Annotated in this window: 17 protein-coding genes and 1 pseudogene; 6 read left to right on the top strand and 12 right to left on the bottom strand. The window is 70.6% G+C overall.

Annotated features, from left to right (window positions below; all coding sequences use genetic code 11):
* Nucleotides 1-34: 34 nt before the first annotated feature.
* The 4 genes from QSK18_RS15285 to QSK18_RS15270 form a co-directional block, all read right to left on the bottom strand.
* Nucleotides 35-448: a hypothetical protein gene (locus tag QSK18_RS15285; RefSeq protein ID WP_285619763.1), complete on the bottom strand. Its 414-nt coding sequence runs from the start codon at nt 446-448 to the stop codon at nt 35-37.
* A 169-nt stretch (nt 449-617) separates the two neighbouring features.
* Complete coding sequence (locus QSK18_RS15280; protein ID WP_232811685.1) at nt 618-2150, bottom strand: maltokinase N-terminal cap-like domain-containing protein; 1533 nt, start codon at nt 2148-2150, stop codon at nt 618-620.
* Nucleotides 2147-3919: a maltose alpha-D-glucosyltransferase gene (treS, locus tag QSK18_RS15275; protein ID WP_232811686.1), complete on the bottom strand. Its 1773-nt coding sequence runs from the start codon at nt 3917-3919 to the stop codon at nt 2147-2149. Before treS ends, QSK18_RS15280 begins: the two co-directional genes overlap by 4 nt.
* A 1-nt stretch (nt 3920) precedes the next feature.
* Complete coding sequence (locus tag QSK18_RS15270; RefSeq protein ID WP_232811687.1) at nt 3921-6044, bottom strand: alpha-1,4-glucan--maltose-1-phosphate maltosyltransferase; 2124 nt, start codon at nt 6042-6044, stop codon at nt 3921-3923.
* A gap of 505 nt (nt 6045-6549) precedes the next feature.
* Here QSK18_RS15270 and glgP point away from each other — a divergent pair.
* On the top strand, nt 6550-9141 hold the full coding sequence (glgP, locus tag QSK18_RS15265) for an alpha-glucan family phosphorylase (RefSeq protein WP_232811688.1): 2592 nt from the start codon (nt 6550-6552) through the stop codon (nt 9139-9141).
* A gap of 198 nt (nt 9142-9339) precedes the next feature.
* Entirely contained in the window at nt 9340-10926 is a 1587-nt protein-coding gene (locus QSK18_RS15260) for an OmpA family protein (protein WP_285619760.1), read from the top strand.
* 344 nt (nt 10927-11270) lie between these two features.
* Here the strand turns inward: QSK18_RS15260 and QSK18_RS15255 are convergent, their stop codons facing one another.
* From QSK18_RS15255 to QSK18_RS15240, 4 genes and pseudogenes are all read right to left on the bottom strand, one after another.
* Nucleotides 11271-11978: a copper resistance CopC family protein gene (locus tag QSK18_RS15255; RefSeq protein ID WP_285619758.1), complete on the bottom strand. Its 708-nt coding sequence runs from the start codon at nt 11976-11978 to the stop codon at nt 11271-11273.
* The gene (locus tag QSK18_RS15250) at nt 11975-12814 is read right to left on the bottom strand and encodes a YcnI family copper-binding membrane protein (protein WP_285619756.1); all 840 of its coding nucleotides are present in this window, start codon (nt 12812-12814) and stop codon (nt 11975-11977) included. The genes QSK18_RS15255 and QSK18_RS15250 overlap by 4 nt, the downstream gene beginning before the upstream one ends.
* 619 nt (nt 12815-13433) lie before the next feature.
* Nucleotides 13434-13576 (bottom strand): annotated as a pseudogene (locus QSK18_RS15245) (phosphate ABC transporter permease subunit PstC); the annotation flags it as partial.
* A 218-nt stretch (nt 13577-13794) separates the two neighbouring features.
* Complete coding sequence (locus tag QSK18_RS15240; protein WP_232811693.1) at nt 13795-14418, bottom strand: hypothetical protein; 624 nt, start codon at nt 14416-14418, stop codon at nt 13795-13797.
* Between the two features lie 291 nt (nt 14419-14709).
* Here QSK18_RS15240 and QSK18_RS15235 point away from each other — a divergent pair, with 291 nt between their 5' ends.
* On the top strand, nt 14710-15915 hold the full coding sequence (locus tag QSK18_RS15235; RefSeq protein WP_285619753.1) for a hypothetical protein: 1206 nt from the start codon (nt 14710-14712) through the stop codon (nt 15913-15915).
* On the opposite strand, the gene QSK18_RS15230 is transcribed toward QSK18_RS15235, so the two are convergent.
* Both QSK18_RS15230 and QSK18_RS15225 read right to left on the bottom strand, forming a co-directional pair.
* Complete coding sequence (locus QSK18_RS15230; protein WP_285619751.1) at nt 15903-16655, bottom strand: copper resistance CopC family protein; 753 nt, start codon at nt 16653-16655, stop codon at nt 15903-15905. The genes QSK18_RS15235 and QSK18_RS15230 overlap by 13 nt on opposite strands.
* 204 nt (nt 16656-16859) lie before the next feature.
* The gene (locus QSK18_RS15225; RefSeq protein ID WP_285619749.1) at nt 16860-18116 is read right to left on the bottom strand and encodes a GNAT family N-acetyltransferase; all 1257 of its coding nucleotides are present in this window, start codon (nt 18114-18116) and stop codon (nt 16860-16862) included.
* A gap of 106 nt (nt 18117-18222) precedes the next feature.
* Here QSK18_RS15225 and QSK18_RS15220 point away from each other — a divergent pair, with 106 nt between their 5' ends.
* On the top strand, nt 18223-19203 hold the full coding sequence (locus QSK18_RS15220; protein ID WP_285619747.1) for a helix-turn-helix transcriptional regulator: 981 nt from the start codon (nt 18223-18225) through the stop codon (nt 19201-19203).
* A gap of 111 nt (nt 19204-19314) precedes the next feature.
* Nucleotides 19315-20445: an acyltransferase family protein gene (locus QSK18_RS15215; RefSeq protein ID WP_285619745.1), complete on the top strand. Its 1131-nt coding sequence runs from the start codon at nt 19315-19317 to the stop codon at nt 20443-20445.
* Nucleotides 20446-20452: 7 nt separating this feature from the next.
* On the opposite strand, the gene QSK18_RS15210 is transcribed toward QSK18_RS15215, so the two are convergent.
* Together QSK18_RS15210 and QSK18_RS15205 are read right to left on the bottom strand one after the other, a co-directional pair.
* Complete coding sequence (locus QSK18_RS15210; protein ID WP_232811699.1) at nt 20453-20860, bottom strand: hypothetical protein; 408 nt, start codon at nt 20858-20860, stop codon at nt 20453-20455.
* Between the two features lie 218 nt (nt 20861-21078).
* Nucleotides 21079-21573 carry a hypothetical protein gene (locus tag QSK18_RS15205; protein ID WP_232811700.1) on the bottom strand — a complete coding sequence of 165 codons (495 nt, stop codon included), beginning with the start codon at nt 21571-21573 and terminating at the stop codon, nt 21079-21081.
* 115 nt (nt 21574-21688) lie between these two features.
* Between QSK18_RS15205 and QSK18_RS15200 the strand changes: the two genes are divergently transcribed.
* Complete coding sequence (locus QSK18_RS15200; RefSeq protein ID WP_285619742.1) at nt 21689-25546, top strand: PAS domain S-box protein; 3858 nt, start codon at nt 21689-21691, stop codon at nt 25544-25546.
* Nucleotides 25547-25582: the final 36 nt, after the last annotated feature.

Here is a 25582-nt window from a genome sequence, read left to right as displayed (position 1 = left end):
TCGGTGCGCACCCACGTCCTTGGTTTGTCGGTGATCAGCTACCCCCGAGGGGCCGCCCCTGGCTGATGAAGGCGGTCAGCATCTCGAGGAGCTTGTCCTGCTTCTCATGCAGGCCCTTCATCTCGGCCCGCATCCCCTTCATTTCGGCCCGCATCTCGCGCTGCCCGACATACAGATCGTGAATGTCGGCCCTCATCTCGCGTTGCTCGGACTTCATGTCGGTAAGCACAGACCCATACAGGTGCAGGGCTTCCGACTGTCGCCTCTGCTCTCGCCGCAGTTGATCCAGCGTCACGTTGTGGTGCGCCTGATTCACCTTGAGGTCATGCAACACCTGTGTGTGCGAGCGCACCACGGCCCCGAGATGCCCCTCAGGACCGACTTTTCCGTCTTCCATACCCAGCACCCGCTCCATCGCCGAGACCCGGTCTTCCAGACTCGCCATCATGCTGCCTCGTCCTCCCAGAGCACTTCGGCCGCAGCCCCCGCGACTGCGCCATTTGGAATAGTGCCACAAGGTTCGGGGCTTTCCCAATTTGCGCCACTCACCCCAACCACAACAAACAAGGGACGTGTGTGCGCACCGAGCGCACACACGTCCCCAGTTCTGTTCGGAGTTACCGGACGGAAGACCTGGCCAGCAGCCGCCCCACCGCGCGCAGCGGCACCTCGACCCAGCCGGGCCGGTGCCGCGTCTCGTAAACCACCTCGTAGAGCGCCTTGTCGAGCTCCAGCGCGCGCAACAGCTCGGCATCCTGACGCGGGTCGCGACCGGCCTCGGCCGCGTAGCCGTTGAGGTAGGCCTCCCGGCACTCACTGGCCCAGGTGGAGGCGGCCAGGGAACGCGGGTCGTCGTCGGCCAGCCCGAGAACCGAGTGCCGGGCGGCGTAGTCGAACGAGCGCAGCATGCCCGCCACGTCGCGCAACGCCAGGTCGGGGTCGCCGCGCTCGGCCAGCGGCCGCAACGGCTCCCCCTCGAAGTCGAGCAGCACCCAGCCCCGGGCGTCCGAGTGCAGGGCCTGGCCCAGGTGCAGGTCGCCGTGCACGATCTGCAGGTCGGGCGCCTCGTCGAGGTGCCGCACCTTCTCGACCACCTCACCCGCGGCCGCGGCGTACTCGGCCAGTGCCGGCGCCGCCTCCAGCGCCCAGTTCAGCCGCTGCTTCAGGTGATCGGCCAGCGCCGCGAGCGTGGCCTTGGTGCTGGGACGGGTGGGCAGGGCCGCCGCGAGCGCTGCGTGCACCGCCGCCGTGGCCCCACCCAGCTGGGCCGACAGCCCGGCGAAGGTCTCGCCGTCGGTGACCGCGCCGGTGGCGATGCGCCAGCCGTCGGAGCTGCCGGCGACGAACTCGGCCGCGGCCGAGAGGTGCCCCCAGGCGGGCTGACCGCCCGGCTGCACCCACTCGCCCTCGACCCAGCCGACCAGCCGCGGCACCCGCTCGTTGCCGGCCCGGGCGAGCGCCCCGGGCACCACCACGTCGGGATTGCGGCCGGGCTGGAGCACCCGGAAGAGCTTGATCATCACCGGGTCGGCGCCGTCCGGGCCGACGATGATCGAGGTGTTCGACTGCTCGCCGGAGAGCACCTTGGCGCTGCGGTGCGGGTCGGGCGGGTTCTCCCCGGCCCGGCGCACCCCCCGCACCCGGCTGCGCGGGGTGCCGGCCTCGGACATCGCCTCCGCCGAGGCGGCGATCAGCTCGGTCCAGGCCGACACGAAGTCCGGGTCGTGCGGGGCGTCGTAGACGTACCGCACGCCGTCCGGGGTGCGCAGCTCGCCGAGCAGCGCGTGGGCCAGGTCGGGCACCGGCTCGGCCCGGTAGGTCAGCGGCACCTGGTAGGTGGCCGAACCCGCGTCGGAGGGCGACTGCCCGGCCGGCAGCGCACTGATCAGGTGCACCACGATCCCGACCGGACGCTCGATCGCCGCCTCCGGCGCCAGCACCGGCTGCCCCTCGGGGGGCAGCGCGATCTCACCCGTGGCCGGTTCGACCACCGACGGGGCCGGCACCGGCGGGACCAGCATGATCTGGCCCGCCGGAGCCAGGGTGACCCCGCCGTGGCCGGCCGAGAACCAGCGCTGCCGGGGCAGCCAGCTGGCCAGCAGCCCGGCCACGTCGACGGCACCGGTGGACGGCTTGCCCGGTTCGCTCATCGGGCGGCCCCGGCGTTCGCGCTGGCGGCGATCGAGGTGCCGATATTGCGCGCGGTCGGGTCGATCGGGGGTGTGATCGAGAGCCAGTAGAAGTCCCGCGAGCCCATGGTCAGGGTCAGCTCACCGGTCTGCGGCACCGGCTTGAACCCGGTCCCGCCGAAGATGTCGCTGATCTCGTGGTCGGCGGTCCAGTGCGGCAGGTTCAGCGTGGTCGCCTGGGCGGTGCGGCTGAGGTTGTTGACGCACAGCAGGATCTCCGGGGCGGTGCCGGTCTCCGGGTCGCCCTGGTAGACCCGCAGGAAGGCGAGCACGGCCGGGTTGTCGGCCTCGACCGCCTGGTAGGTGCCCATCCCGAAGGCCGGGTGCTCGCGCCGGATCTGCAGCATCGAGCGCACCCAGTTCAGCAGCGAGCTCGAGGTGGCCAGCTGCGCCTCCACGTTCACCGCCGCGTAGTGGTACTGCAGCGACTGCACGGCGGGCAGGTAGAGCTTGCCCGGATCGGCAGTGGAGAAGCCGGCGTTGCGGTCCGGCGTCCACTGCATCGGGGTGCGCACCGCGTCGCGGTCGGGCAGCCAGATGTTGTCGCCCATCCCGATCTCGTCGCCGTAGTACAGCGTCGGGCTGCCGGGCATCGACAGGACCAGCGCGTGCGCCAGCTCGATCTCCGCGCGGGAACCGTCGAGCAGGGTCGCGAGTCTGCGCCGGATGCCGATGTTGGCCCGCATCCGCGGGTCCGGGGCGTACCAGCCGTACATCGCGGCGCGCTCTTCGGTGGTGACCATCTCGAGGGTGAGCTCGTCGTGGTTACGCAGGAAGGTGCCCCACTGGCCGTGCGCCGGGATGTCCGGGGTCTCGGCCAGGATGTCGACGATCGGCTTGGCCTTCTCGTCGCGCAGGGCGTAGTAGATCCGCGGCATCACCGGGAAGTGGAAGCACATGTGGCACTCCGGCTCGTCCTCGGTGCCGAAGTACTCCACCACGTCCTTGGGCCACTGGTTGGCCTCGGCCAGCAGGATCCGGCCCGGGTACTCCTCGTCGATCGTGGTGCGCAGCTTGCGCAGGAAGGAGTGGGTCTGCGGAAGGTTCTCGCAGTTGGTCCCGTCCTCCTCGAACAGGTAGGGCACGGCGTCCAGGCGGAAGCCGTCGATGCCCATGTCCATCCAGAACCGGACCACGTCGAGGATCGCCTCGCCGACCGCCGGGTTCTCGAAGTTCAGGTCCGGCTGGTGGCTGAAGAAGCGGTGCCAGAAGTACTGCCGGCGCACCGGGTCGAACGTCCAGTTGCTGGACTCGGTGTCGACGAAGATGATCCGGGCGTCCTGGTACAGCTCGTCGGTGTCGCTCCAGACGTAGAAGTCGCCGTACGGCCCCTCCGGGTCGTTGCGGCTGGACTGGAACCAGGGGTGCGCGTCCGAGGTGTGGTTGATCACCAGGTCGGTGATCACCCGCAGGCCCCGGGCGTGCGCCTGGGCGACGAACTCCTGGAAGTCCGGCATGGTGCCGAACTCCGGCAGCACGGCGCAGTAGTCGGCGATGTCGTACCCGCCGTCGCGCAGCGGCGAGGCGTAGAACGGCGGCAGCCAGAGGCAGTCCACGCCGAGCGACTGGATGTAGTCCAGTTTGCCGATCAGCCCGGTGAAGTCACCCGAGCCCGACCCGTTGGAGTCGGCGAAGGCCCGGACCAGGACCTCGTAGAAGACGGCCTTGCGGTACCAGTTGGGGTCGTTGTCGAGCCCCGGGTGGATTCCCGCACCGATGTTCCTGGGCAACCTAGACCCTCCTGACGTGGAGGACGTGGGCGGGCTGGAAGTAGGGGTCGAGACGCACGAAGTTGTGCTCCTGCCACGGGTACGTGGTGCCCGTGATCAGGTCCTCGACGACGAAGCCGTCGAACCAGTCCAGGCCCAGGGCGGGCATGTCCAGGTGCACAGTGGTCTCTCGGGTGGTGTGCGGATCGAGGTTGACGACGACGATGAGCACGTCCTCGGGGCCACCGCCCGTCTCGCTCGACTCCAGCCGGCGCGAGTAGCAGATGACCTGCTCGTCGTCGACGGCGTGGAACACGGTGTTGCGCAGGCGCTGCAGAGCCTTGTGGTTGCGCCTGATGTCGTTCAGCCGGGTGATGTACGGCGCGATGGATCGGCCGTGGTTCGACCCGCCCGGTTCGTAGCTGCTCCAGTCCCGTGGGCGGTACTGGAACTTCTCGCTGTCCAGATACTCCTCGCGACCCGGCAGCGGCGCACCCTCGCAGAGTTCGTAGCCGGAGTACATGCCCCAGCTCGGGGTGAGGGTGGCCGCGAGCACCGCACGCAGCTTGAAGGCCGACGGCCCCGCGTTCTGGAGGAAGTCGTGGAGGATGTCCGGGGTGTTAGGCCAGAAGTTCGGCCGCATGTAGTCGGCACTTGAGCCCGAGAGCTCGGTGACGTACTCGGTGATCTCCTGCTTGGTGTTGCGCCAGGTGAAGTAGGTGTACGACTGGTGGAAGCCGACCTTGCCCAGGGTGTGCATCATCGCCGGGCGGGTGAAGGCCTCGGCCAGGAAGATCACCTCGGGATGGGTCTCGTTCACCGTGCGGATCAGCCACTCCCAGAACGAGACCGGCTTGGTGTGCGGGTTGTCCACCCGGAACACCTTGATGCCGTGGTCGATCCAGTGGTTGACCACGCGCAGGATCTCGTTGGCCAGGCCGGCCGGGTCGTTGTCGAAGTTCAGGGGGTAGATGTCCTGGTACTTCTTCGGCGGGTTCTCGGCGTACGCGATGGTGCCGTCGGCCCGGGTGGTGAACCACTCGGGGTTCGACTTGGCCCAGGGGTGGTCCGGAGCGCACTGCAGGGCCAGGTCGAGCGCGATCTCCAGGCCCAGCTCGTGGGCCCTGGCCACGAAGTGGTCGAAGTCCTCGATCGTGCCCAGGTCCGGGTGGATCGCGTCGTGACCGCCCTCGTCCGAGCCGATCGCCCAGGTCGAGCCCGGGTCGGTCTCGCCGGGGGTGAGGGTGTTGTTCGGGCCCTTGCGGTTCACCCGGCCGATCGGGTGGATCGGCGGCAGGTAGACGATGTCGAAACCCATCGCCGCGGCGGCCTCGAGCCGGGGCTCGGCCTGGCGGAAGGTGCCGGAGATCCAGCGCCCGTTCTCGTCCAGCCGGGCGCCCTCGGAGCGCGGGAAGAACTCGTACCAGGACGAGAACAGCGCGCGCTCGCGCTGCACCTCGAGCCTGAGCACCGGTGAGGGCGAGACCAGGTCGCGCAGCGGGCTCTCGTTCAGAGCGCCCTTGACCTGCAGCGACAGCCCGGCGGCGAGCCGCTCGGAGACCGAGCGGTTACTGTTGCGCATCACCGCCGCGGCCTCGGTCAGGTTGAGCATCGGCTTACGGCGCTGGCGGGTCTCCTTGACCGCCCGCTCCATCAGCCGGGCGCCCTCCTCGAGCATCAGCTCGACGTCGACCCCGGAGCCGATCTTGATGACGGCGTCGTGCTCCCAGGTGCCGTACGGGTCGCTCCAGCCCTCGACCACGAACGACCACATGCCGATCCGGTCGGGCGTGAAACTGGCGTGGTACCGGTCGGTCCCGGGCGCGCCCGGGGTCATCCGGACCTCGGAGTGGCGGTTGCCCTCCGGGTCGATCAGGACGGCGGTGGCGGCCACCGCGTCGTGCCCCTCCCGGAACACGACGGCGCTCACCTCCACGGTCTCCCCGACGACGGCCTTGGCCGGCCAGCGCCCGCCGTCGACGTTCGGGGTCACCCCGGTGACCGGGATGCGGCCGATGCCGGGACGTCCGTAGACGACCGACGCGCTCTCGCCCTTCCCCTGGGCGAGATAGGGGGCGGGGACGGGCGCGGAGAGCGCGGCGTCCCTGCCGTTGTACTCAGGGGTCGAGCTGGTCTGTGTCTCCATGCGTTTACCCGTTCCCGCGACGCCTGAGATGCGGTCGATCTGATCAAAGCCACTGTGCAGGCTCATGGACGCTTCCGACGACCTTCCCGGCAGGGCCCCGACTCGGCCCCCGCCAATTCCGAACAACACCAACTGCCCAACATCCAGGTACCAGGGTCGGTCATGCCGGGGGGTCCCCGCATTTCCACCGCACCGTCACCGCCCAGCCACCATCAGGACGCCATCCGAACGCCCTCGGGCGGTACCCCACCGTTCACCTGGCCCGCGTCACCGACACACCAGGCACCTGGAACGAATCCGCGAAGCGGGCCGCCCGCCGACCACCACGAATCATGGTCGCGCCAACGGCACCCCAGGCCCAGATCCAACCAGACAGTAGTTTCGTGGCGATCACTGCGGTGCTTCAAAACCTATCGGCAGCCTCCGGGTGAAACTTCTTGCGAGTTCCGCAAGAGGTTCACCGACTCGCCGAGAGAGATCCGCCGGCAGGGCCTAGGCTTGCCGGGTGAGAGCGATCCGCCGATTCACCGTCCGGACCGTCCTGCCCGAGCCGCTCAAAGCACTGGACGAGCTCGCCAGCAACCTCCGGTGGTCGTGGCACCGCCCGACCCTGGAGTTGTTCGCGTCGCTGAGCCCGGCCCGCTGGGAGGCCGCCCGTCGCGACCCGGTCGCCATGCTCGGCTCCTTCTCGCCGGAGGAGCTGCAGGCCCTCGCCGAGCGCAGCGAGTTCGTCGAGCAGGTCGAGGCGGCCGCCGCCGACCTGCACGCCTACCTCACCAAGCCGCTCTGGTACCAGACCCTCGACGAGGAACTGGCCGCCGAGGGCAGGCCGGCCGCACCCCGCTCGATCGCCTACTTCTCGCCGGAGTTCGGCATCACCGCCGTGCTGCCGCAGTACTCCGGCGGTCTGGGCATCCTGGCCGGCGACCACCTGAAGTCGGCCAGCGACCTGGGCGTGCCGATCGTCGGGGTCGGCCTGCTCTACCAGCGCGGCTACTTCGAGCAGTCGCTCACCCGCGACGGCTGGCAGCACGAGGAGTACCCGGTCCTCGACCCCCACGAGCTGCCGATCTCGCTGGTCCGCGAGGCCGACGGCACGCCGGCCGAGGTCACGGTCACCCTCGCGGGCGGCCGCCCGCTGGTCGCCCACGTGTGGAAGGCGCAGGTCGGGCGGGTGCCCCTGCTGCTGCTCGACTCCGACCACGAGGCCAACGACGACGCCTTCCGGGCGGTCACCGACCGGCTGTACGGCGGCACCCCGGAACACCGCCTGCACCAGGAGATGCTGCTGGGCATCGGCGGCGTACGGGCCCTACGGCTGTGGAGCCGGATCAGCGGGGCCCCGGAGCCGGAGGTCTACCACACCAACGAGGGCCACGCCGGGTTCCTCGGCCTGGAGCGGATCAGCGAGCTGGTCGGCACCGGCCTGAGCTTCGAAGAGGCGCTCGAAAGCGTGCGCGCGGCCACCGTGTTCACCACCCACACCCCGGTCCCGGCCGGCATCGACCGGTTCGCCCGCGAGCTGATCATGAGCCACTTCGGGCCGGAGGGCGGCCTGCCCGGCCTGTCGGTCGAGCGGGTCCTGGCGCTCGGGGCCGAGACGTACCCCGGGGGCGACGCCTCGGTGTTCAACATGGCGGTGATGGGCCTGCGCCTGGCCCAGCGCGCCAACGGGGTCTCGCAGCTGCACGGGGTGGTCAGCCGGGAGATGTTCGACGGCCTGTGGCCGGGTTTCGACCCGCCGGAGGTGCCGATCACCTCGATCACCAACGGCGTGCACGCCCCCACCTGGGTCGACGGCCGGATGATCGAGCTGGCGGTGCGGCACATCGGCCCGCAGATCCGCACCGAGGCCAAGGCCTGGGAAGAGATCGGCAAGGTGCCCGCGGCCGAGCTCTGGGCCACCCGCCGCGAGATGCGCGCCGACCTGGTGCACGAGGCCCGGCAGCGGGTGCGCGCCTCCTGGCTGCGCCGCGGCGCCGGCAACGCCGAACTCCACTGGGTCGACGAGATCCTCGACCCGGACGTGCTGACCATCGGTTTCGCCCGCCGGGTACCCACCTACAAGCGGCTCACCCTGATGCTGCGCGACCCGGAGCGGCTCCGGCGTCTGCTGCTGCACCCCGAGCGGCCGGTCCAGCTGGTCATCGCCGGTAAGTCGCACCCGGCCGACGAGACCGGCAAGCGGCTGATCCAGCAGATGGTGCGCTTCGCCGACGAGGCCGGCGTCCGGCACCGGATCGTCTTCCTGCCCAACTACGACATCGCCATGGCCCAGTCGCTCTACCCGGGCTGCGACGTCTGGCTGAACAACCCGCTGCGCCCGTTCGAGGCCTGCGGCACCTCGGGGATGAAGTCGGCGCTGAACGGCGGGCTCAACCTCTCGGTGCTGGACGGCTGGTGGGACGAGTGGTTCGACGGCGAGAACGGCTGGGCGATCCCGACCGCCGACGGGGTGGAGGACGCGGGCTACCGCGACGACCTGGAGGCCGCGGGCCTGTACGACCTGCTGGAGAACGAGGTCGCGCCGCGCTTCTACGAACGCGACGAGGACGGCCTGCCGCAGCGCTGGCTGTCGATGGTCCGCCACACCTTCACCTCGCTGGGCCCGAAGGTGCTGGCCAGCCGCATGGTCGCCGACTACGTGCGCCAGCTCTACCTGCCCGCCGCCCAGGCCGGGCGGGCCACCACCCCCGAACTGGCCCGTGACCTGGCCGCCTTCAAGGCCCGGGTGCGCACCGCCTGGCCGGCCGTGCGGGTCGAGCACGTCGACTCCTCCGGCCTTTCCGACAGCCCGCAGGTGGGCGATCAGATGAGCGTGCGCGCGGTGGCCTTCATCGACGGCCTGGCCCCGGAAGACGTACAGGTGCAGGTGGTGCACGGGCGGGTCTCGCCGGAAGACCTGATCACCGACTTCGTGGTGCAGGACCTGCAGTACGCCGGCCCGGCCGACAACGACCCGGCCGACGGGCGGCACGTGTTCGAGGGGCACCTGACCCTGCGCCGCACCGGCCCGTTCGGATACACGGTCCGGGTGCTGCCCCGGCACGAGGGGCTGGTCGCGCCCGCCGAGCTCGGGCTGGTCACCAACGCCTGAGGCAACAATCGCTTGAGGACGCTGGTGAGCCACTCCGGCTCACCAGCGTCCTCAGTTTGTTGGAGAGTTTCGTTCCCTCTAGGTGCTTGCCCCCTTGCGGATCGCTCGAGGCGACCGGCAGTCTTCGTCCGTGCGCGCTCCGACACCATTCGTCACCCGTCGTGCACATCCGCCCGTCCTGTTCGCCGGACGGCGGTCGTGACCGAAGCACCTTCGCGCCGGAGAGCACGCCGCGACGACTCCCCCGCGGACGAACCGACGTCGTCGGCCCTGTACGGCCCCGACCCTCTCAAACCCGTACGCGAGGCCGTTCTTCGGCGTGACCCCGACGCCTTCGTCCTTTGTTTTGCTCCCGACGCCTACCTGCGAGTGCCTCGGCGCGAGGGGGACATCGTTCTCCGGGGGCACGAGGAACTCGGCCGGGCGAGCCGGGACCTGCAGTCGATGATCCGGGAGTTCTCCTGGACACCGTCGCGACGCCTGGTCTCGGCCGCGGAGGTCACGGAGGAAGCCGTAGTGGTCGCGCGCCAGCACGAGCGCCGCCCCAGTCGGGTTTCGGCTCCCCCGCCAGTTGACGACGAAGGTATCCGCGTTCCCCTGCGCGTAGTGGCCGGGTTCGGGCCAGACGGGCTGATCAGTGCGCTGACCCTGTGGCTGGACTGGGCCGCCCTGCTCGACCCGAAGGGCCTGAACTCCGCCGACGGCCTAGCGAGCGCACTAGTCGCCCTGGCCCGCGCCCGCGACGACCGGGGCTTCCGCGTACTGCAGACCCCGCCGGTCCCGGTGATCCCCGAGCAACCGGCCGCGACGGAGCAGGAAGAACCTGACCGGCCGAAGCCGATGAGCCGAGGGGCGGTCTGGTGGCAGGTGCATCGCAACACGGTCGTGGGCAGCGTCATGGCGCTCGCCGCGCTGGTACTCCTAGGCTGGGTAGGCCTGCATGTGCTCCCCCCACTGAAGAGTTCCGACCCATCGACCACCGCCGTCGGCGACCTCCGTGGCGCCGACGCCACGGACACCGGGCAAACGGGGAACGCTCGTGGCCCAGGATCTGGAGACGGCGCCAACCCCAGCAGCGCCCTGTCTGACCCGGGCAGCACTGACCCAGGCGGCACCGATCCCAATGGCACTGCCCCAGGCGGCACCGATCCGGGTGGCACCGATCCGGGTGGCACTGGCCAGGGCGGCACTGCTTTAGGGGGCTCAAACGCGGGAAGCTCTGACGGGGAAGGCTCCGACGCAGCGAACTCTGACGTCGGAGGCGAACCCGGGGCTGAGGGCGAGCCAGGGGCAGGGGCAGGGGGCGAGTCCGGCGCGGGCGACACCTCGTCCGCCAGCGACCCCCAAGCCACCGGTGCCGGGCCAGGCGGATCCGGAGCGCCCGTGCTCTCCTCGCAGAAACCGAACGTGGCGCCCACCGTTCAGCCAGGCCGCGAGATCACGTTCCTCTCAGACGTCCTGTTCCCCTTCAACTCCTTCGAACTGTCCCCCCGGGCCAGTTCACGGCTGGACAACCTGGCCCGGCAGGTCCGGGAAGCCCGGATGCAGGGAACCATCCAGGTCAACGGCTACACCGACAGCACCGGCAGCGAGACCCACAACCTGGACCTGTCCCAGCAGCGGGCACTCGCGGTAGCAAATGCCCTGAGCCTGCGGCTCCACGGAACCAACGTACGCCTCGACGTACAGGGCTTCGGGGAAACCAGCCCGCGCCGGACCAACGACACCAAGGCCGGCCGCCGGGCAAACCGCCGCGTCACCGTCGTGCTCCCCGAACAACGCTGATCCAGTACTGGGTCTGCCACAGGTGCCAGCGGCCCCGCACGCGGTACTGCCCAAACCTCTGACCCGGCACTGACCAGCTCCCGCCAAACACAATCCGGCCCCACTCGGGCCCCACTCCGCCCCAACCCGGCCCCACTCCGGCCCACCCCAACCCAGCCCGTTCCGGCCTCACCCCGGCGCGAGGCGACCCCACTCCGGCCCAAGCCGGCCACGCTCGGACCTCAGTCCGCCCCAAAACGAATGTGTACACATGGTTCACCTGGTACCAGGTGAACCATGTGCACACATCAGCACCCGCCCTCGCCCCGCCCGCTGAGGAGCGGAGCGGGCGGGGCCGGGTGAGATCAGTTGTCGCTGGAGCGTTTCGGCGCCAGCACGAAGACGTAGACCGCCGCGCCGATCGCCAGGAGCGCCAGCACGAGCAGGGTCACGATCAGCACCGGAGATGCGCCACCGTCTTCGTCCGAAGAACTCTGCGCGCTGGCAGTGTTCTCGCTGGGCTCGGCGCTTTCAATCACCTGGGCCCCGCCCTCGGTCGACTCAGCGGTCCCGGTCGGCTCGGCCGTCTCGGTGGGGTCGGTGGCCCCGGTGGCCCCGGTGGTCTCGGTGGGTTCGGCGGCCGGCTCGTTGCCTGCCTCGGCCGTGAAGGTGAACTCGCCCGAGATCGGATGGCCGTCGGACGAAGTCACCCGCCACTGGACGGTGTACTTGCCTGCGGGGGCCCCGGCGGCGATGGCCTGGGTGAGCGTCTCGTCGACGATCTTCGGCTTGCCCTCGGTGACGTCACCGTCCGGACTCTCGATCCGGACCACCGAGCCGAGCGCGAGCGGGTTGTTGTTGAAGACCAGCTCGATCTCGTCCGGCAGCGTCTTGACGTTCGCGCCGTCCTTGGGGTTGGACTCCACGATCTGGTCGTGGGCCAGTGCCGGGCCGGCCCCGAGCACGAGCCCGGAAAGGACCAGGGCCAGAACGGCTGCGAACCGGGCCCGGGGGCCGAGATGCCGCTGCTGCTCGCCGTGCTCGGCCACTGAACGATTGGTACGGATGGTCACGCCACACTCCCCTGCGAGCTTCCCGGCTTGTTCTCGGAACCGGCGGTGCTGCCCTGAACCGGCCGCGCGCTCTGCAGCGCCGCCACCCGGCGCCAGGCCACTGCGGCCAGTCCCAGCCCGATCAGGCCGACCGCCAGGCCACCGGCGCCGAGCCAGCGGGCCGCCGAGTCCGAGCTGTCCGAGTCCGACCTGCCGGAGGTTGAGCTGCCCGAGTCGTCGGAGCCTGCAGCCTCGCCGGCCGCGGTGTCGGTGTGTGCCGCGGCCGCGTGGTGCCCATCGGCCTCTGCCGCCGTGACCTCGAAGGCCGGCGCCGGGCTCTCCGGCTCCTCCTCACCCTCGACCGTCGGCTCGTTCCAGTCCTGGACCTGGCCGTCGGAGTAGGTCTGCTTGGTGGGCAGCTCGATCGCGGTGCCCATCTTCGGCAGCGGACCGACCGAGATCGAGAACTCCTGGTACTCGCCCGGGTTGATCTGCGTGCCCTTCGCCGCCGTCCAGGTCACCGTGACCGGCGCCTTGGTGACCGTGGCCCCGTCCACCTCGATCGGCTCGGGCAGCTCCCCCTCCACGACCTCGGCCTTCCACCCCGGCACCGGCTTGGTCATGACGGAGCTGAAGGGGGTGGCGGTGGGCAGGCTGACCTCGACCGACGTGGTCCCGGCGGTCTCCGACTCGTTCGGCACCCGGAACGTCAGCCGCGAGTAACCACCCTCAGCGGTGCTGTCAGGGGTGACCCGGACGTGAGCCTGGGCCGCCGTAGCCCCGGCAAAGGTGATGGCGGCGGCGGCCAGGAGCGTGGCCCCGGCGCGGGCGGCCAGAGGAGAGCGCGATTGCGACATGGTTCGGAAGTCTTTCTCTAAGGACGAATGATGGACGGCTCACGGCCGCCTCGGATTTACTGCCAGGAATTGCGAACTGCACGTATTGCCCCAGGCCATCTGCTGCCATCTGCTGCCCTCTGCTGCGTCGGCGACGGCCGTCCTCGGGAATCCATGGCCCAGAGAGCCAAGGGCTGACCCGCCAGAGTTAGCCAGTTCACAGACCGAACGCCGATTCCGTCCCCACCGGAGCCGACGCCATCCGCCAGATCTGCTGCCGAGGCCGCCGCTCTTCCGGAACGACGTCACATCGATCAGCCGGCCATGACCTCGGGCCTGGCAGAACTGAGTCTTGGCGATAGCGCTGACGATCGGACTGTTGGGCCGGCGTCGGAGGAAAACTCCGGTGCCGTTTGTGGGAGCAGTGCCGGCCGACGAAGCTCGCCCTCGGAGTCTTGCTGCGCGAAGCGCTGTCCGTGACAGCTGAGCAGTCCCAGTGACGGTCAGTCTCGCCGGGCCTCGAAGGAGGAGACCTCGGTAGGACGGCCGCCGAAGGACAGGGCCCTCACCAGCAGAGGGCCAGCGCACTTACCCGTAGAGGGTCAGGGCACTTTCCCGCAGAGGGTCAGGGCACTTACCGCCAGCTCTGGAAGGGCTCGATCTTCGGGCGGAAGACGTAGAAGCCCCACAGGCCGTAGACGATCGACGGCACGGCGGCCAGCAGGTCGACCAGGTAGCCGAAGGGCGCCGCCAGCCGGGGCGGGCGTACTGGGTCAGGAACAGCCACCCGCAGAGGGTCAGCAGAACCGGCCTGCCGCACGACCACCGGACATGTCCACACCACGGCCGCGCACCGGCATGTTCTCGCCACGGCCGCATACTGGCGTGTCCTTGCCACGGCCGCGCATCGGTATGTCCTTGCTACGGCCGCGCACCGGCATGTCCTCGCCACGGCCGCGCATCGGCATCTCCTCGCCACGCCAGCGACTCACAGAACGCGCCTAGAGGGCCTGGGGCAGGGCGGGTTCGGGTGGGCCGCGCCGTCGGACGGTGCGGCGCGGCACCACTGCGCGGGGCAGCAGGGCCTCGCGGACGAGGACGGGAAGGGGGCTTCGGGCCGGGGGTGGGGCCGGGAGGTGGGGCAGGGCGAGCCGGAAGCCGAGGCAGCCGGCCAGGGCCCAGATCGCGGCCTCGCCCCGGGCCAGGAGCAGGGCTAGCAGGGTGGCGGAGAGGGCGTGCGCGGCGAGCATGCGCGGCGACATCGCGAAGAGGTCTGAGGTCTGGTGCCCGGACATGCCCGGGCCGCAGCCGGAGAGGGTGGAGGCGTGGGCGCCGGAGGCCAGGTGCTGCGCAGTCATCCGGCAGGAGCCCGCCATCTCGCCGGCCATCAGCGCGGTGTGAAGGGCGAACTGGGTGCCGCCCATGGCCAGCACCAGCGCGGCGGGGCCGCGGCGGCGGCCGGCCAGGAGGTTGACCACCAGCATGACTGCAGGGACGCAGAGCAGGGCGACGACCAGGTTGACCGGTTCGCCCCCGACCGCGTGGGCAGCGACAGCGAGGCCGACGGCGGACAGCGAGAAGATCGCCGTCCGGGTCAGCCGGATCGCACCGCGCGCCGGAGTCATGGGAAGAACCCTAACCGGCCACACCGACAATCCCGGCTCAGCCCTGGATCAAGGTTGCGCCGGACGGGGAGCGGCCGAACACCCGACCAGCGGGTCGCGCCAGGGGCAGGGCAGGCAATGGACAGGTAGGTCGAACGGCCGAACTGAACACTACCGGCCGTTTGACGCTGTGTGATCACGTGAGTACCGGCCGTTGGTTCATAGGCTGCCCCGGCGGCGCGCGGGGGCCGTTCCGATCGGCACCTTGCGGACCGCCGTCATTCGCATCGGCCGAAAGGGCTTTCGTCACACATGAACGCCGCGCCCCGACCCGACCTGCACACGGCCGAGGCCCAGGTCCCGCCCGCTGCGGTGGTGGAGCAAAGGCAAGCCGCCGGGACCGCTGCCGCCGAAGGGAACGACCAGGGGAACGAGCAGCCTCGTCCCATCCCGAAACGTCTGCCGCCGGCCGGCCCCCAGCCACTCCTTCCGGCCATCACCGGCCTGGCCCTGCTCGCGATCCCCTTCGCCCTGGGCGGCGAGACCAGTTCCTGGCTCACCGCAGAGTCAGGGCAGACCTCGGCCGGGCCCGAAGTGCTGGAACAGATTCTCGTGGGCAGCAGAGTGGGGTTCGACCTGCTCCTGGTGCTGGCCGGCGTCTTCCTGGCCTGGCGAAGCCCGGCCGACCGCAGGGGGTTCTGGCGTTTCGGGATCTGGCCGCTGCTGGCCGGGCTGGCGGCGATCGGGGGTTCGGCGCTGCTGCTCACGCTCGAGCAGGAGGGTTTGGGCACCTTGGGGCTGGCCGTGCTGGGGCGGGCCCTGGCCGGGCTGGGGACGGGGACGCTCACCATCTACTGGCTGCGGATGAACACCGGGTCGGTGCGGGTGCCGGCGCACGGTCCTTCGGTGCCGCAGCGGATCCGGACCTCGCGTACGGCTCCCCTGCTCGCGTTCACCACCCTGCTCTTCTGCGCGGCCCGGCCGGACGTGCTGGCCGCGGCCTATCTGCTGCCGCTCCACTTCGCCTCGGCCTGGCTCGTGGTCACGCTGGTCCGGGCCCCGCACTCCCCCCTCACCCGCCTGCTCGACCGCCTCGGGAAAACCGTGCAGCGCAGCCAGCCTCACCGCTTTCCGGAGACCGGACAGGGGCCGGTGCGACGTCAGATCCTTCTGCCCGATCCGCCGGCCGAGCGGGTCTGCGCAACCACCGACCCAGGTGGGCCGACCGCCCAGTCCGAACAAACGTTTCATGCCCTGAACCAGACCCGGCCCGACGCAGAGGTCACCGTCGAGACCGCCCCGGCCACCCCGAACCCGGCCACCGACCCGAGTGGAACCACTGGGGACCAGGGCGACAACACCCGTTCAATCCAAAAAACGTACGTCGCCCCCAGCGGACGGGTGATCGACCTGGCCCAGATCCCGGCCGAACTGCGACTGCTCCCCCTGCCCGGCAGGACGGTTCAGAAGCCGGGGCAGAAGGAGCAGCGCGTCGAGCCGGATGATCAGACCGAGTAGATGCCCCGGCTGGTCCGGATGGTCAGCCGCTCGGCCACCGCTGGACGGTGGCGCCGGCTGACCAGCCCGGATGCGAGAACCAGCAAGGAGCCGACCCCGAGGGCCAGGAGCGGGAAGCCGTACGCGGCGCCGCCGTTCGAGGGTGGTTCGCGGTCGGTCCGCACCGGGGCCACCGAGGCCTCGTCGTCGTAGGCCCAGGCGTCCTTGACCGACGGCGAGGCGGTCGCGGCCACCGAAGGGGCAGGATCTGAGGACGTCGACGGTTGCGGACGCTCTTCGGTCCCGGTCGGTTTCGGGGAGGGGCGGCCCGGATTGCGCGGATCGTCGTTCGGGTGCCCGGCCGTGAAGCTGAAGGTGCCGGAGAACTTGCGGCCGTCCTTGGCCACGGCCTCCCAGTCGACGGTGTAGGGGCCGTTGGGCGCACCCACCACCAGCGAGCGGCGCAGGGTGCGGGCACTGGTGGAGACCTTGCCCTCACCGACCTCGCCGTACTTGGTCCTGATGCTCATCGAGGCGCCGGACTCACGCAGCGCAGTGCCGAAGGTGACCGAGACGGCGTTGGGGGCGTACTGGACGACCTCGCGGTAGGGGCTCCGGCCGATCTCGCCCTTCGGGCCCGGCTCTCCGGTATCGGCGAAAGCTGTTCCCGTGAGGGAGAGTCCGAGCCCTGCACCGGCGACGGAGACCATCGCGGCGGTACGGAGAGCACCACACGCCTTGCCTACTCTCAGCCACAACATCTTGACAGAATGTCACTTGGTGATGATCCAACCCCTGCCGAATCGCCGGAGGTTCAGTCGTCGAACGGGGGATATCCCCAAGCACCTCTCAGATCCCAGCCGCATCTCGTCAGGTTCGCCGGGGTTGACCGTTCTGCTCGGTGAAATCAGCTCATGGACAGACGATTTCACCTTCGGACGATCATCCGGCCCGGGGCTGGGCGCTCAGAACATCGTGCCCCCGAAAGGCGCGCGACGCAGGGCGAAGAGGTGGTCGGCCACGGTCAGCCCGGCGTCGCGGTGCACCGCGATCCGGCCGGCCTGCGCCAGCTGCCAGAACGGCGTGCCGCCGAGGTAGACGCAGGCCAGCTGGGCCACGTCCATGGTGAGGTCGGGCGGCTGCTCGGTGCGGGCCACCCCGGAGGCCGAGATCAGGTAGCGGCCGTTGTTGTCGCGCAGCAGGTCGTCGCGGACCTCGATGATCACCTGACCCGGCGCCCGGTAGGTGCGGGCGGCCAGCGCGGCCTGCACGTCGACCAGCCGTAGCCAGGTCTCGTCGCGCCGGCCGTGGGTGCTGACCGAGCGCTCGTCGGTGAACAGCTTCTCGATCGAGTGGTCGACCGGCATCGTGTCCAGCACCACCCGCTGCACCAGGTCGAGCGAGAGCAGGTACCGCAGCAGGCCGAAGTGCGCGCGGGAGGTGTTCGCGACGAAGTCGCCGACCACGATGCCGCGGTCCTTGGAGCGGAACCAGGTGCTGCTGTCCTGCGGCGTGTAGATCGCGAACCCGTCCTCGTGACCGGGGATCCCGTGCACCACCGCGTAGTGGTGGTCCTGGCCGAGCTGGCGCATGTGCGCCCGGGCCCGCCACCAGTAGCTGGGCCGGTCGATCGCACCGACCCAGTTGGCGCCGGTGTAGATCCGGGCCAGCAGGTCCTGGTCGGCCCGCTCGCGCAGGTCGACCAGCCGGACGTCACCGCCCTTGGGCACCCCCGGGCGGAAGTCGGCCCGGTCCACCGAGATCTCCACCGTGGCCACGTTGCTGGCGATGCCGAAGCCCCAGCGCTCGTAGATCGTCGCCTCGCTGGCCCGCAGGCTGGCGACGATCTCGTTGCGGGCCAGGCACTGCTCGAGCTGGTGGCGCATCAGGGCCCCGGCCAGCCCGCGCCGGGTGTGGGTGGGCAGCACCCCGACGTCGGTGACCGCGGCCTGCGGCACCTTCTTGCCGCCGGGCACGATCATCCAGCTGGTGAACGAGCTGGCCGTGCCGACCAGCCGTTCCGGGTGGCTGGTGTTCCCGGCCGGCACGTCGGCGCTCGGGTTGGCGGTGGGCACGTACGCCGCCACGGTGCGCCCCGGTTCCATCAGTCCGGGCACGGCCTCCGGGTCGGGCCAGCGCATGCCGACCATCGCGTTCAGGAAGACCTCAAGGGACCGGCCGACTTCCTGGGCGTCGCTGAGGACTCTGATCTCGTGTTCCACACCGTCGAAGTTAGTGCTGTGACCGGCCTTACTCCTGGGGACCCACCCGAGCGGACACCTGGCAAGAGGAACGAAGCCTTCCGCTTGGCCTGTCACCCTGGACGGCATGGCCGAGACCTCGAAGCGACTGCTCCAGCTCCTGTCGCTGCTCCAGACCCCGCGTGAGTGGTCCGGGCCGGAGCTGGCCCAGCGGCTGAACGTGAGCACCCGGACGATCCGGCACGACGTGGAACGGCTGCGCTCGCTGGGCTACCCGGTCGACGCGACCCGCGGCTCGGTGGGCGGGTACCGCCTCGGGGCGGGCGCCGACCTGCCGCCGTTGCTGCTGGAGGACGACGAGGCGGTGGCGATCGCGCTGAGTCTGAGAACTGCGGCCGGCGGGGCGGTGGCCGGTCTGGAAGAGAGCGCACTGCGGGCATTGACCAAGCTGCAGCGCGTACTGCCGCACCGCTTGGGCCGGCGGGTGGACGCGCTGACCGCCTACACCGTGCGGATCGGCCCGGGCACCGCGGCCGCGCCGGTACCGGTGGTCGATCCGGGCACGCTCTCCCTGCTGGCCTCGGCCTGCCGGGACCGGGAGCGGGTGCGCTTCGGCTACGCGGACCACGGGGGCACCGTGTCCAAGCGTGCGGTCGAGCCGAACCGGCTGGTGAACTGGGGAAGGCGTTGGTACCTGCTGGCCTGGGACCTGGACCGGGTGGACTGGCGCACGTTCCGGGTGGACAGGGTGAGTGATCCGCTGGCCGTGGGCGCGCGGTTCGCCGAGCGGGAGGTGCCCGGCGGGGACGCGGCCGCCTTCGTGCGGCGGGGCAGTCAGTCGGTGCAGTGGGCGGTAACTGCCCGGCTGCGGGTGTTCGCGTCGGCCCAGATCGTCTCCGAGCGGCTGGGCACGGCGGCCGAGGCGGTGGAGGCCGAGGGCGAGGATCAGTGCGTGGTGACGATCGGGGGCGCGGACGCCGAGTCGATGGCGCCGTGGCTGAGCCTGGTCGGGTCCGAGTTCCGGGTGTTGTCACCGCCGGAGCTGGCGGAGGCGGTGGGGAGGGTGGCGGAGCGGATGCAGCGCTCAGCGGTGCCGCCGGTCTCCTAAATTCACGGCAAAGATTCTCCAAAATAGGGCATAGCGCACATCTCCTCGCGCGATTTTCACAGCATTCACCTAACCTTCGAACGTTGTTGAAGGTTGAGTGAAAGGCCGTGCATGTCCGTCCCGAACCGCTTCACCGCCCTGGACGGCCTGCGCGGCCTGGCGGCCCTGGTGGTGGTCTTCTTCCACCTGCGCCGCGAGCTGCGCGACCTCGGTGCCCCGGAGACCGTCGACCGGCTGGTCACCGGCGGCTACCTGATGGTCGACCTGTTCTTCGTGCTCAGCGGTTTCGTGCTGGCCCGCACCCTGCTGCGCACCGACGGCCTGCGCTCGGCCGCCCGCTTCGCGGCGCTGCGGGTGCGGCGCTTCATGCCGCTGCACCTGACCGGCTGGACGATCGCCCTGGCCGGAGTCTCGTTCGCCGCCCTGTGCCAGGCCCTGAACCTGTTCCACACCCCCGAGGCCGGCGCCTTCACCCACGACGACACCACGCCCCGGGCCTGGATCACCAGCTTCTTCCTGGTGCAGGGTTTCGTCGGCCCGCTGTTCGCCGGGTACGCGGCCGCCTGGTCGCTGTCGATCGAGCTCTGGGCCAACATCCTGGTGGTCGTCGTGATCGCCGTGCTCGCGCCCCGGCTGCGCAGCCTGGTCGGCCCGGTGGCGCTGGTCGCCGGGGCCGTGATCCTCTCGCTCACCCCCGCCGACGCCGAGAACACGGTGGGCTGGGTGGCGTTCGGGCGGGGCCTGGGCGGTCTCGGCGCGGGCATGGTGGCCTACGAGCTGTACCTGTGGCTGGCGGCCCGTCCGGGCCGGAAGGTGCGGGCGGCGATGCCGCTCGGCGTGATCGGGCTCCTGCTCGTGGTGCTGGCCTGCTGGGAGCGCGAGCTGGTCCGGGAGCTGCGGTTCCTGCCCATGCTGGGGCTGGCCGTGCTGCTGGTGATCAGCCTGGCCCTGCCCACCGGCGGCCCGGCCCAGTGGCTGCTGAACCGGCCGGTCGCGCACTGGCTGGGCAGCCGGTCGTTCGCGATCTACGCGCTGCACGGCCCCGTGCTGGTGACCTTCGAACTGGTCATCAGCCTGGCCGGTCTCGACCAGGACGCCCCGCCGGTGGCCGCCGCCCTGGTCTCGGCCACGCTGGCGGGCACGTTCGTCGCAGCCGAGATCGGCCACCGGTACATCGAGCAGGCCTGGCTGCCGCGCCGCAAGACGCCGGCGCAGCCGGCCCGCGAACCGGTGCCCGCCTGAGCCGTTCTCAGCGGGCGAGCTTGGACATCGCGTCGAGGTCGATGACGGTCAGCGCCTTCGAGCGGGCGCCCGGGCACCCCTCGTTCAGCATGTTGTCCACCTCGACGTCGCGCAGGGTGGCGTCGGGGGTGGTCGAGGTCTCGAAGGCCGCGGTGAGGGCCTTGCGGAAGGCGGACCGGGCGTGCGGCACGGTGGGCTTGGCGCCCAGGTCGGCCAGCGTGGCCTCGACCACGTCGCACACCATGATCAGATTGATGTCGTAGCGCGCGGTCTCGGTCGGCTCCGCGGCCTCGGTCTCGCCGGAGGTGGTCGCCGCCTGGGTCGGGGCCGGGGCGGTCTGCTCGGCGGTGGTCCCGCTGGCGCCGTTCCCGCACCCCGCCAGCACGAGCCCGAGCAGCGGGGCCGCTACCGCCACGCCAACTGCCTTACGCAAACCAGATGCCACGGTGAGTTCTCCGGATCAGTCATTTCAGAAGGTCAGATCGCCTTCGACCTCGGCCCTTGCCCCCCGGTGGCCGTCCAGCAGGCTACCTCCTGAGTCCCAGTTGTCACACCGCACGGCAAAAGCACGACCCGGACGCGATGCGTTCGCGCCCGGGTCGTGGTGATTCGCCCGGATGTCCGGGGCGGAGATCAGTTGCGGTAGAGCTCGTTCAGGCTGTCGCGCTGGGTGATCTCGAGCGCCTCGGTGTGCACCTTCGGGCACTCCTCCTGCATCACCGCGTCGAGGTCGAAGCTGTCCGCCCCCTCCTCGTCCTGCCCCAGGGTGTTGAAGATGGTGGCCACCGTGGCCGCGAGCTGCGTGGCGGCCGCCTCGGCGTCGCCGCCCTCGCTGGTGCTCACCACCGCGCGCACGGTGCTGCAGGCCAGCTCGGCCTGCCCCTTCTGGCCCAGGTTCTGGGCGGCGTCCTGCAGGGCGTCTTCCGCCTGGCTGAGGTCGGGGATGCTGTCGGCCGCCGACTCCAGCTCCTGGGCCGTGTCGTTGAGCTCGTTGGCCGTGTCGTTGAGCTGGTTGATCTGGTCGGCGGTGGAGCCCTCGCCACTGCACGCGGCCAGCAGGAGTGCGGCGAGCGGCAGCACCACCAGTGTGCGGACCGCCCCCGACCGCTTCGAAACCACACTGCGCATGACCTGCTGCCTCCCATTGACCGACCTACCGAACAACTCACTGATCCAACGGTGGCCCCGAAGAGCGGGTTCCGCCGGGTGCAGCACCACCGTCGCAGCCCCGGATGAGAGTTCCATGAGGGATGCGGTGACGGTCCAGCGCGAGGTCCGGCGCGCCGATGTCCCAGAGGTGACCGAGCACTCCCAGCTCCCGGACGAGGTGGACGGGCCCGCTCCGGCCGAGGCCCGCCGCCTGGCCGAGCTGGACACGTACCGCATCCTGGACACCGACCCCGAGCCCGGCTTCGACGCCCTGGTCCGGGTGGCGTCGTCGATCGCCCGCACCCCCAGCTCCACGATCACCCTGATCGACGAGCACCGGCAGTGGTTCAAGGCGGCGGTGGGCATGGCCAACCGGGAGGGTGAGCGCCGCACCGCCTTCTGCGACCGGGTGGTCTCCGACCGGGCCCCGGTGATCGTCACCGACGCCAGCACCGACCCCCGGTTCTTCGACAACCCCCTGGTCACCGACGAACCGCAGATCCGCTTCTACGCCGGCTTCCCGCTCGAGACGCCCAGCGGTGAGGTGCTGGGCACGCTCTGCGTGATCGACTACGAGCCGCGCCATCTCACCGACGAGCAGCTGGAGCTGCTGCGGGTGCTCAGCGAGCAGGTGATGACCCAGCTCACGCTGCGGCGCACGCTGTTCGAGCGGGAGCAGGAACTGGCCGAACGACAGCGCCTGATCAAGCTGCTGGCCAGCTCCGAGAGCCGCTACCGCACCCTGGTCGAGAGCTCGCCCGACATCATCGGCCGGATGTCGCCGCAGGGGCAGCTGCTCTACGCCTCCCCCGCCCTCCAGCACGTGCTCGGTCTCTCCCCCGAGGCCGCCACGAACACCACCGACATCGTCGGGATGATGGTGCACCCGGACGAGCGGGAGGGCGCCCGCCAGGCCGTGCGGGACGTGGCCGGCGGGCAGCGGCGGGAGTTCACCAGCCGGGTCCGGCACGTCGGCACCGGCGGCTACCGGCTGATCGAGGTGAGCATGCTGCCGATCCCGGACGAGGACGGCACGGTCACCGAGCTGATGCTGATCGGCCGCGACGTCACCGAACGGACGGCCGCGCAGCAGGCCCTGGGCGAGGCCAACGCCGAGGCGCTGCGGCGCGGCCGCCAGCTCGAGGAGGCCCAGGAGATCGCCGAGCTGGCCAGCTGGGCGGTCGACCTCTCGACCGGCGAGTCGTGGTGGTCGCCGCAGCTGTACCGGCTCTTCGGGGTCGTTCCCGGGCAGGTCCACCCGACCGTGGAGCTGTCGCGCACCTTCATCCATCCCGACGACCGGGAGCGGGTCACGTCGGCCACCGCCCGGATCCGTGACGGTGGGGTGGCCGAGCAGCTGGAGTACCGGATCGTGCGCCGCGACGGCGAGGAACGCATCGTGCAGGCCCGGGGCCGGCGCGAGACCGACCCCGACGGCCGCACCGTGCACGTGGTCGGCACCCTGTTCGACGTCACCGAGCTGCGCCGCACCGAACGCGAGGTGCGCCGGGCCCGGGACCTGCTGGTCCAGGTGCTCGACGCCACCGAGCACGCCTTCGTCGCGATCGACCCGCAGGGCCGGATCACGCTGTGGAACCGCGGCGCCGAGCACCTGCTGGGCTACACCGCGGACGAGGTGCTGGGCACCCGGCGGGCCCTGTCCTGGCACGACCCGGACGAGATGGCCCAGATCGCGGCCGAGGTCGGCGAGCCCTTCGGTCTGGCCCTGCTCACCGGCCACCTCGACCACCCGGCGCTGCGCCGGCCCCGCACGCACATCGCCAAGGACGGCACCCGGCACACCGTCGAGGTGTCGATGCGGCCGATGTACGACGGCGACCCGGACGTGATCTGCGGCTACATCGGGGTGGTCACCGACGTGACCGCGCGGGTGCGGGCCGAGAAGGAACGCGACGCGCAGAGCCACATGCTGCGCGCGGTGATCCACAACAACCAGTCGATCATCACCGTGAAGGACCTGAGCGGCCACTACCTGATGGTGAACCAGGCGTTCCTGGACGCCTTCGGGATCGACGAGAAGGAGATCGTCGGGGCCACCGACGAGCTGCTCGACCCCCGGCTGGCCAGCCGCTGGCGGGCCAACGACCGGCGTGGGCTGCGGGGTCCGGTACAGGTCGACGAGATCGCCGACCTGGCCGACGGCCGGCACTGGTACGACACCGTGCGCATCCCGCTGCAGGACGAGGCCGGCCAGACCTACGCGATCTGCACGGTGGCCCTGGACGTGACCGAGCGGCGCCGGGCCGAGGCCGAGAAGGCCGCCGCGATGGAGGCGATGACCCACGCCCGGGACGCCGCGGTGGCGGCGACCAAGGCCAAGTCGGCCTTCCTGGCCACTATGAGCCACGAGATCCGGACCCCGATGAACGCCGTGATCGGGATGACCGGCCTGCTGCTGGAGACCCCGCTGAACGACGAGCAGCGCGAGCTGCTGCTGACCGTGCGCAGCAGCGGCGACCAGCTGCTGGCGATCATCAACGACATCCTCGACTTCTCCAAGATCGAGGCCGGTGACCTGGACCTCGAGGAGCACCCGTTCGAGCTGCGGGAGTGCGTCGAGGGGGTGGTCGCCCAGTTCGCCGGGTCGCTGAAGAACATCGACCTGGTCTCGCACGTGGACCTGGACTGCCCGGCGGTGGTGGTGGGTGACGTCACCCGGCTGCGGCAGGTGCTGACCAACCTGGTGAGCAACGCGATCAAGTTCACTACCCAGGGCGACGTGCTGCTGAAGGTCGAGCTGGAGGAGGAACCGCTGAACCCGGTGGACCCGGCCGCGGGCGACTGGGACGCCACCGACGCGAGCGTGGGCGAGCGGGCGCGCCTGCGGTTCACCGTGGCGGACACCGGGATCGGCATCTCCAAGGAGAACATGGGCCGGTTGTTCCGGTCGTTCAGCCAGGTCGATGCCTCCACCACGCGGCTGTACGGCGGCACCGGGCTGGGCCTGGCGATCAGCAAGGCGATCGTCGAGGCGATGTCCGGGCAGCTGACCGTGACCAGCGAGGTGGGCGTGGGCTCGCGGTTCACCTTCGCCGTGGCCCTCGGCCTGCCCCAGGGCCCGGACCGGCAGGGGCTGCCGAAGCGCCCGCCGGCCGTGGTGGCCGGACGGCACGTGCTGATCGTGGACGACAGCGACACCAACCGCCAGATCCTGCGGCTGCAGCTGGAGAGCTTCGGGATGGTCTGTCAGGACAGCCCCTCCCCGCTCGACGCGCTGGCCCTGATCGGCAGCGGCGTGCAGTTCGACCTGGCGATCCTGGACTACGCGATGCCGGTGATGGACGGTGTGCAGCTGGCCCTGGCCCTGCGTCAGCTGCCCGGTGGCAAGGACCTTCCGCTGGTGCTGCTGTCCAGCATCGGCCGGCGTGACCGCAGTCAGGAGAAGGTGTTCGCCTCGGTGCTGACCAAGCCGATCCGCAGCGCCGCCCTGGTCGAGGCCCTGGGACAGGCGCTCGTTCCGGAGACGTCCGGTCCGCCCGCCCAGATCCCGCAGCCCAGCCCGCCGGGCGACCAGGCCCAGCCCGCCCCGCGCGACCGCGATCTCACGGTGGCCGGCAAGCTGCGGATCCTGCTGGTCGAGGACAACGAGATCAACCAGAAGGTGGGCCGGCTGATGCTGGGCAAGCTCGGGCACACGGTCGAGCTGGCCAACAACGGCCTGGAGGCGGTGGAGGCGCTGGAGCGGCTCGACTACGACGTGGTGCTGATGGACATGCACATGCCGGTGATGGACGGCCTCGAGGCGACCCGGACGATCCGCGCACAGATCCCGCCCGGTCGTCAGCCGCACATCATCGCGATGACCGCGAGCGTGACCAAGGAGGACCGGGACGCCTGCGCGGCCGCCGGGATGGACGGCTACCTCTCCAAGCCGGTGCGGGCCGAGGACCTGACCGAGGCGCTGGGCGGGGTACCCCTGAGGCAGACCTGATTGAAGACGTTTGCCCGCCTCGGGCGAAACGGTCAC

It is taken from the genome of Kineosporia sp. NBRC 101677, from assembly GCF_030269265.1.
GTDB classification, from domain to species: Bacteria; Actinomycetota; Actinomycetes; order Actinomycetales; family Kineosporiaceae; genus Kineosporia; species Kineosporia rhizophila.
This window is presented reverse-complemented; position numbering and strand designations above follow the sequence as displayed.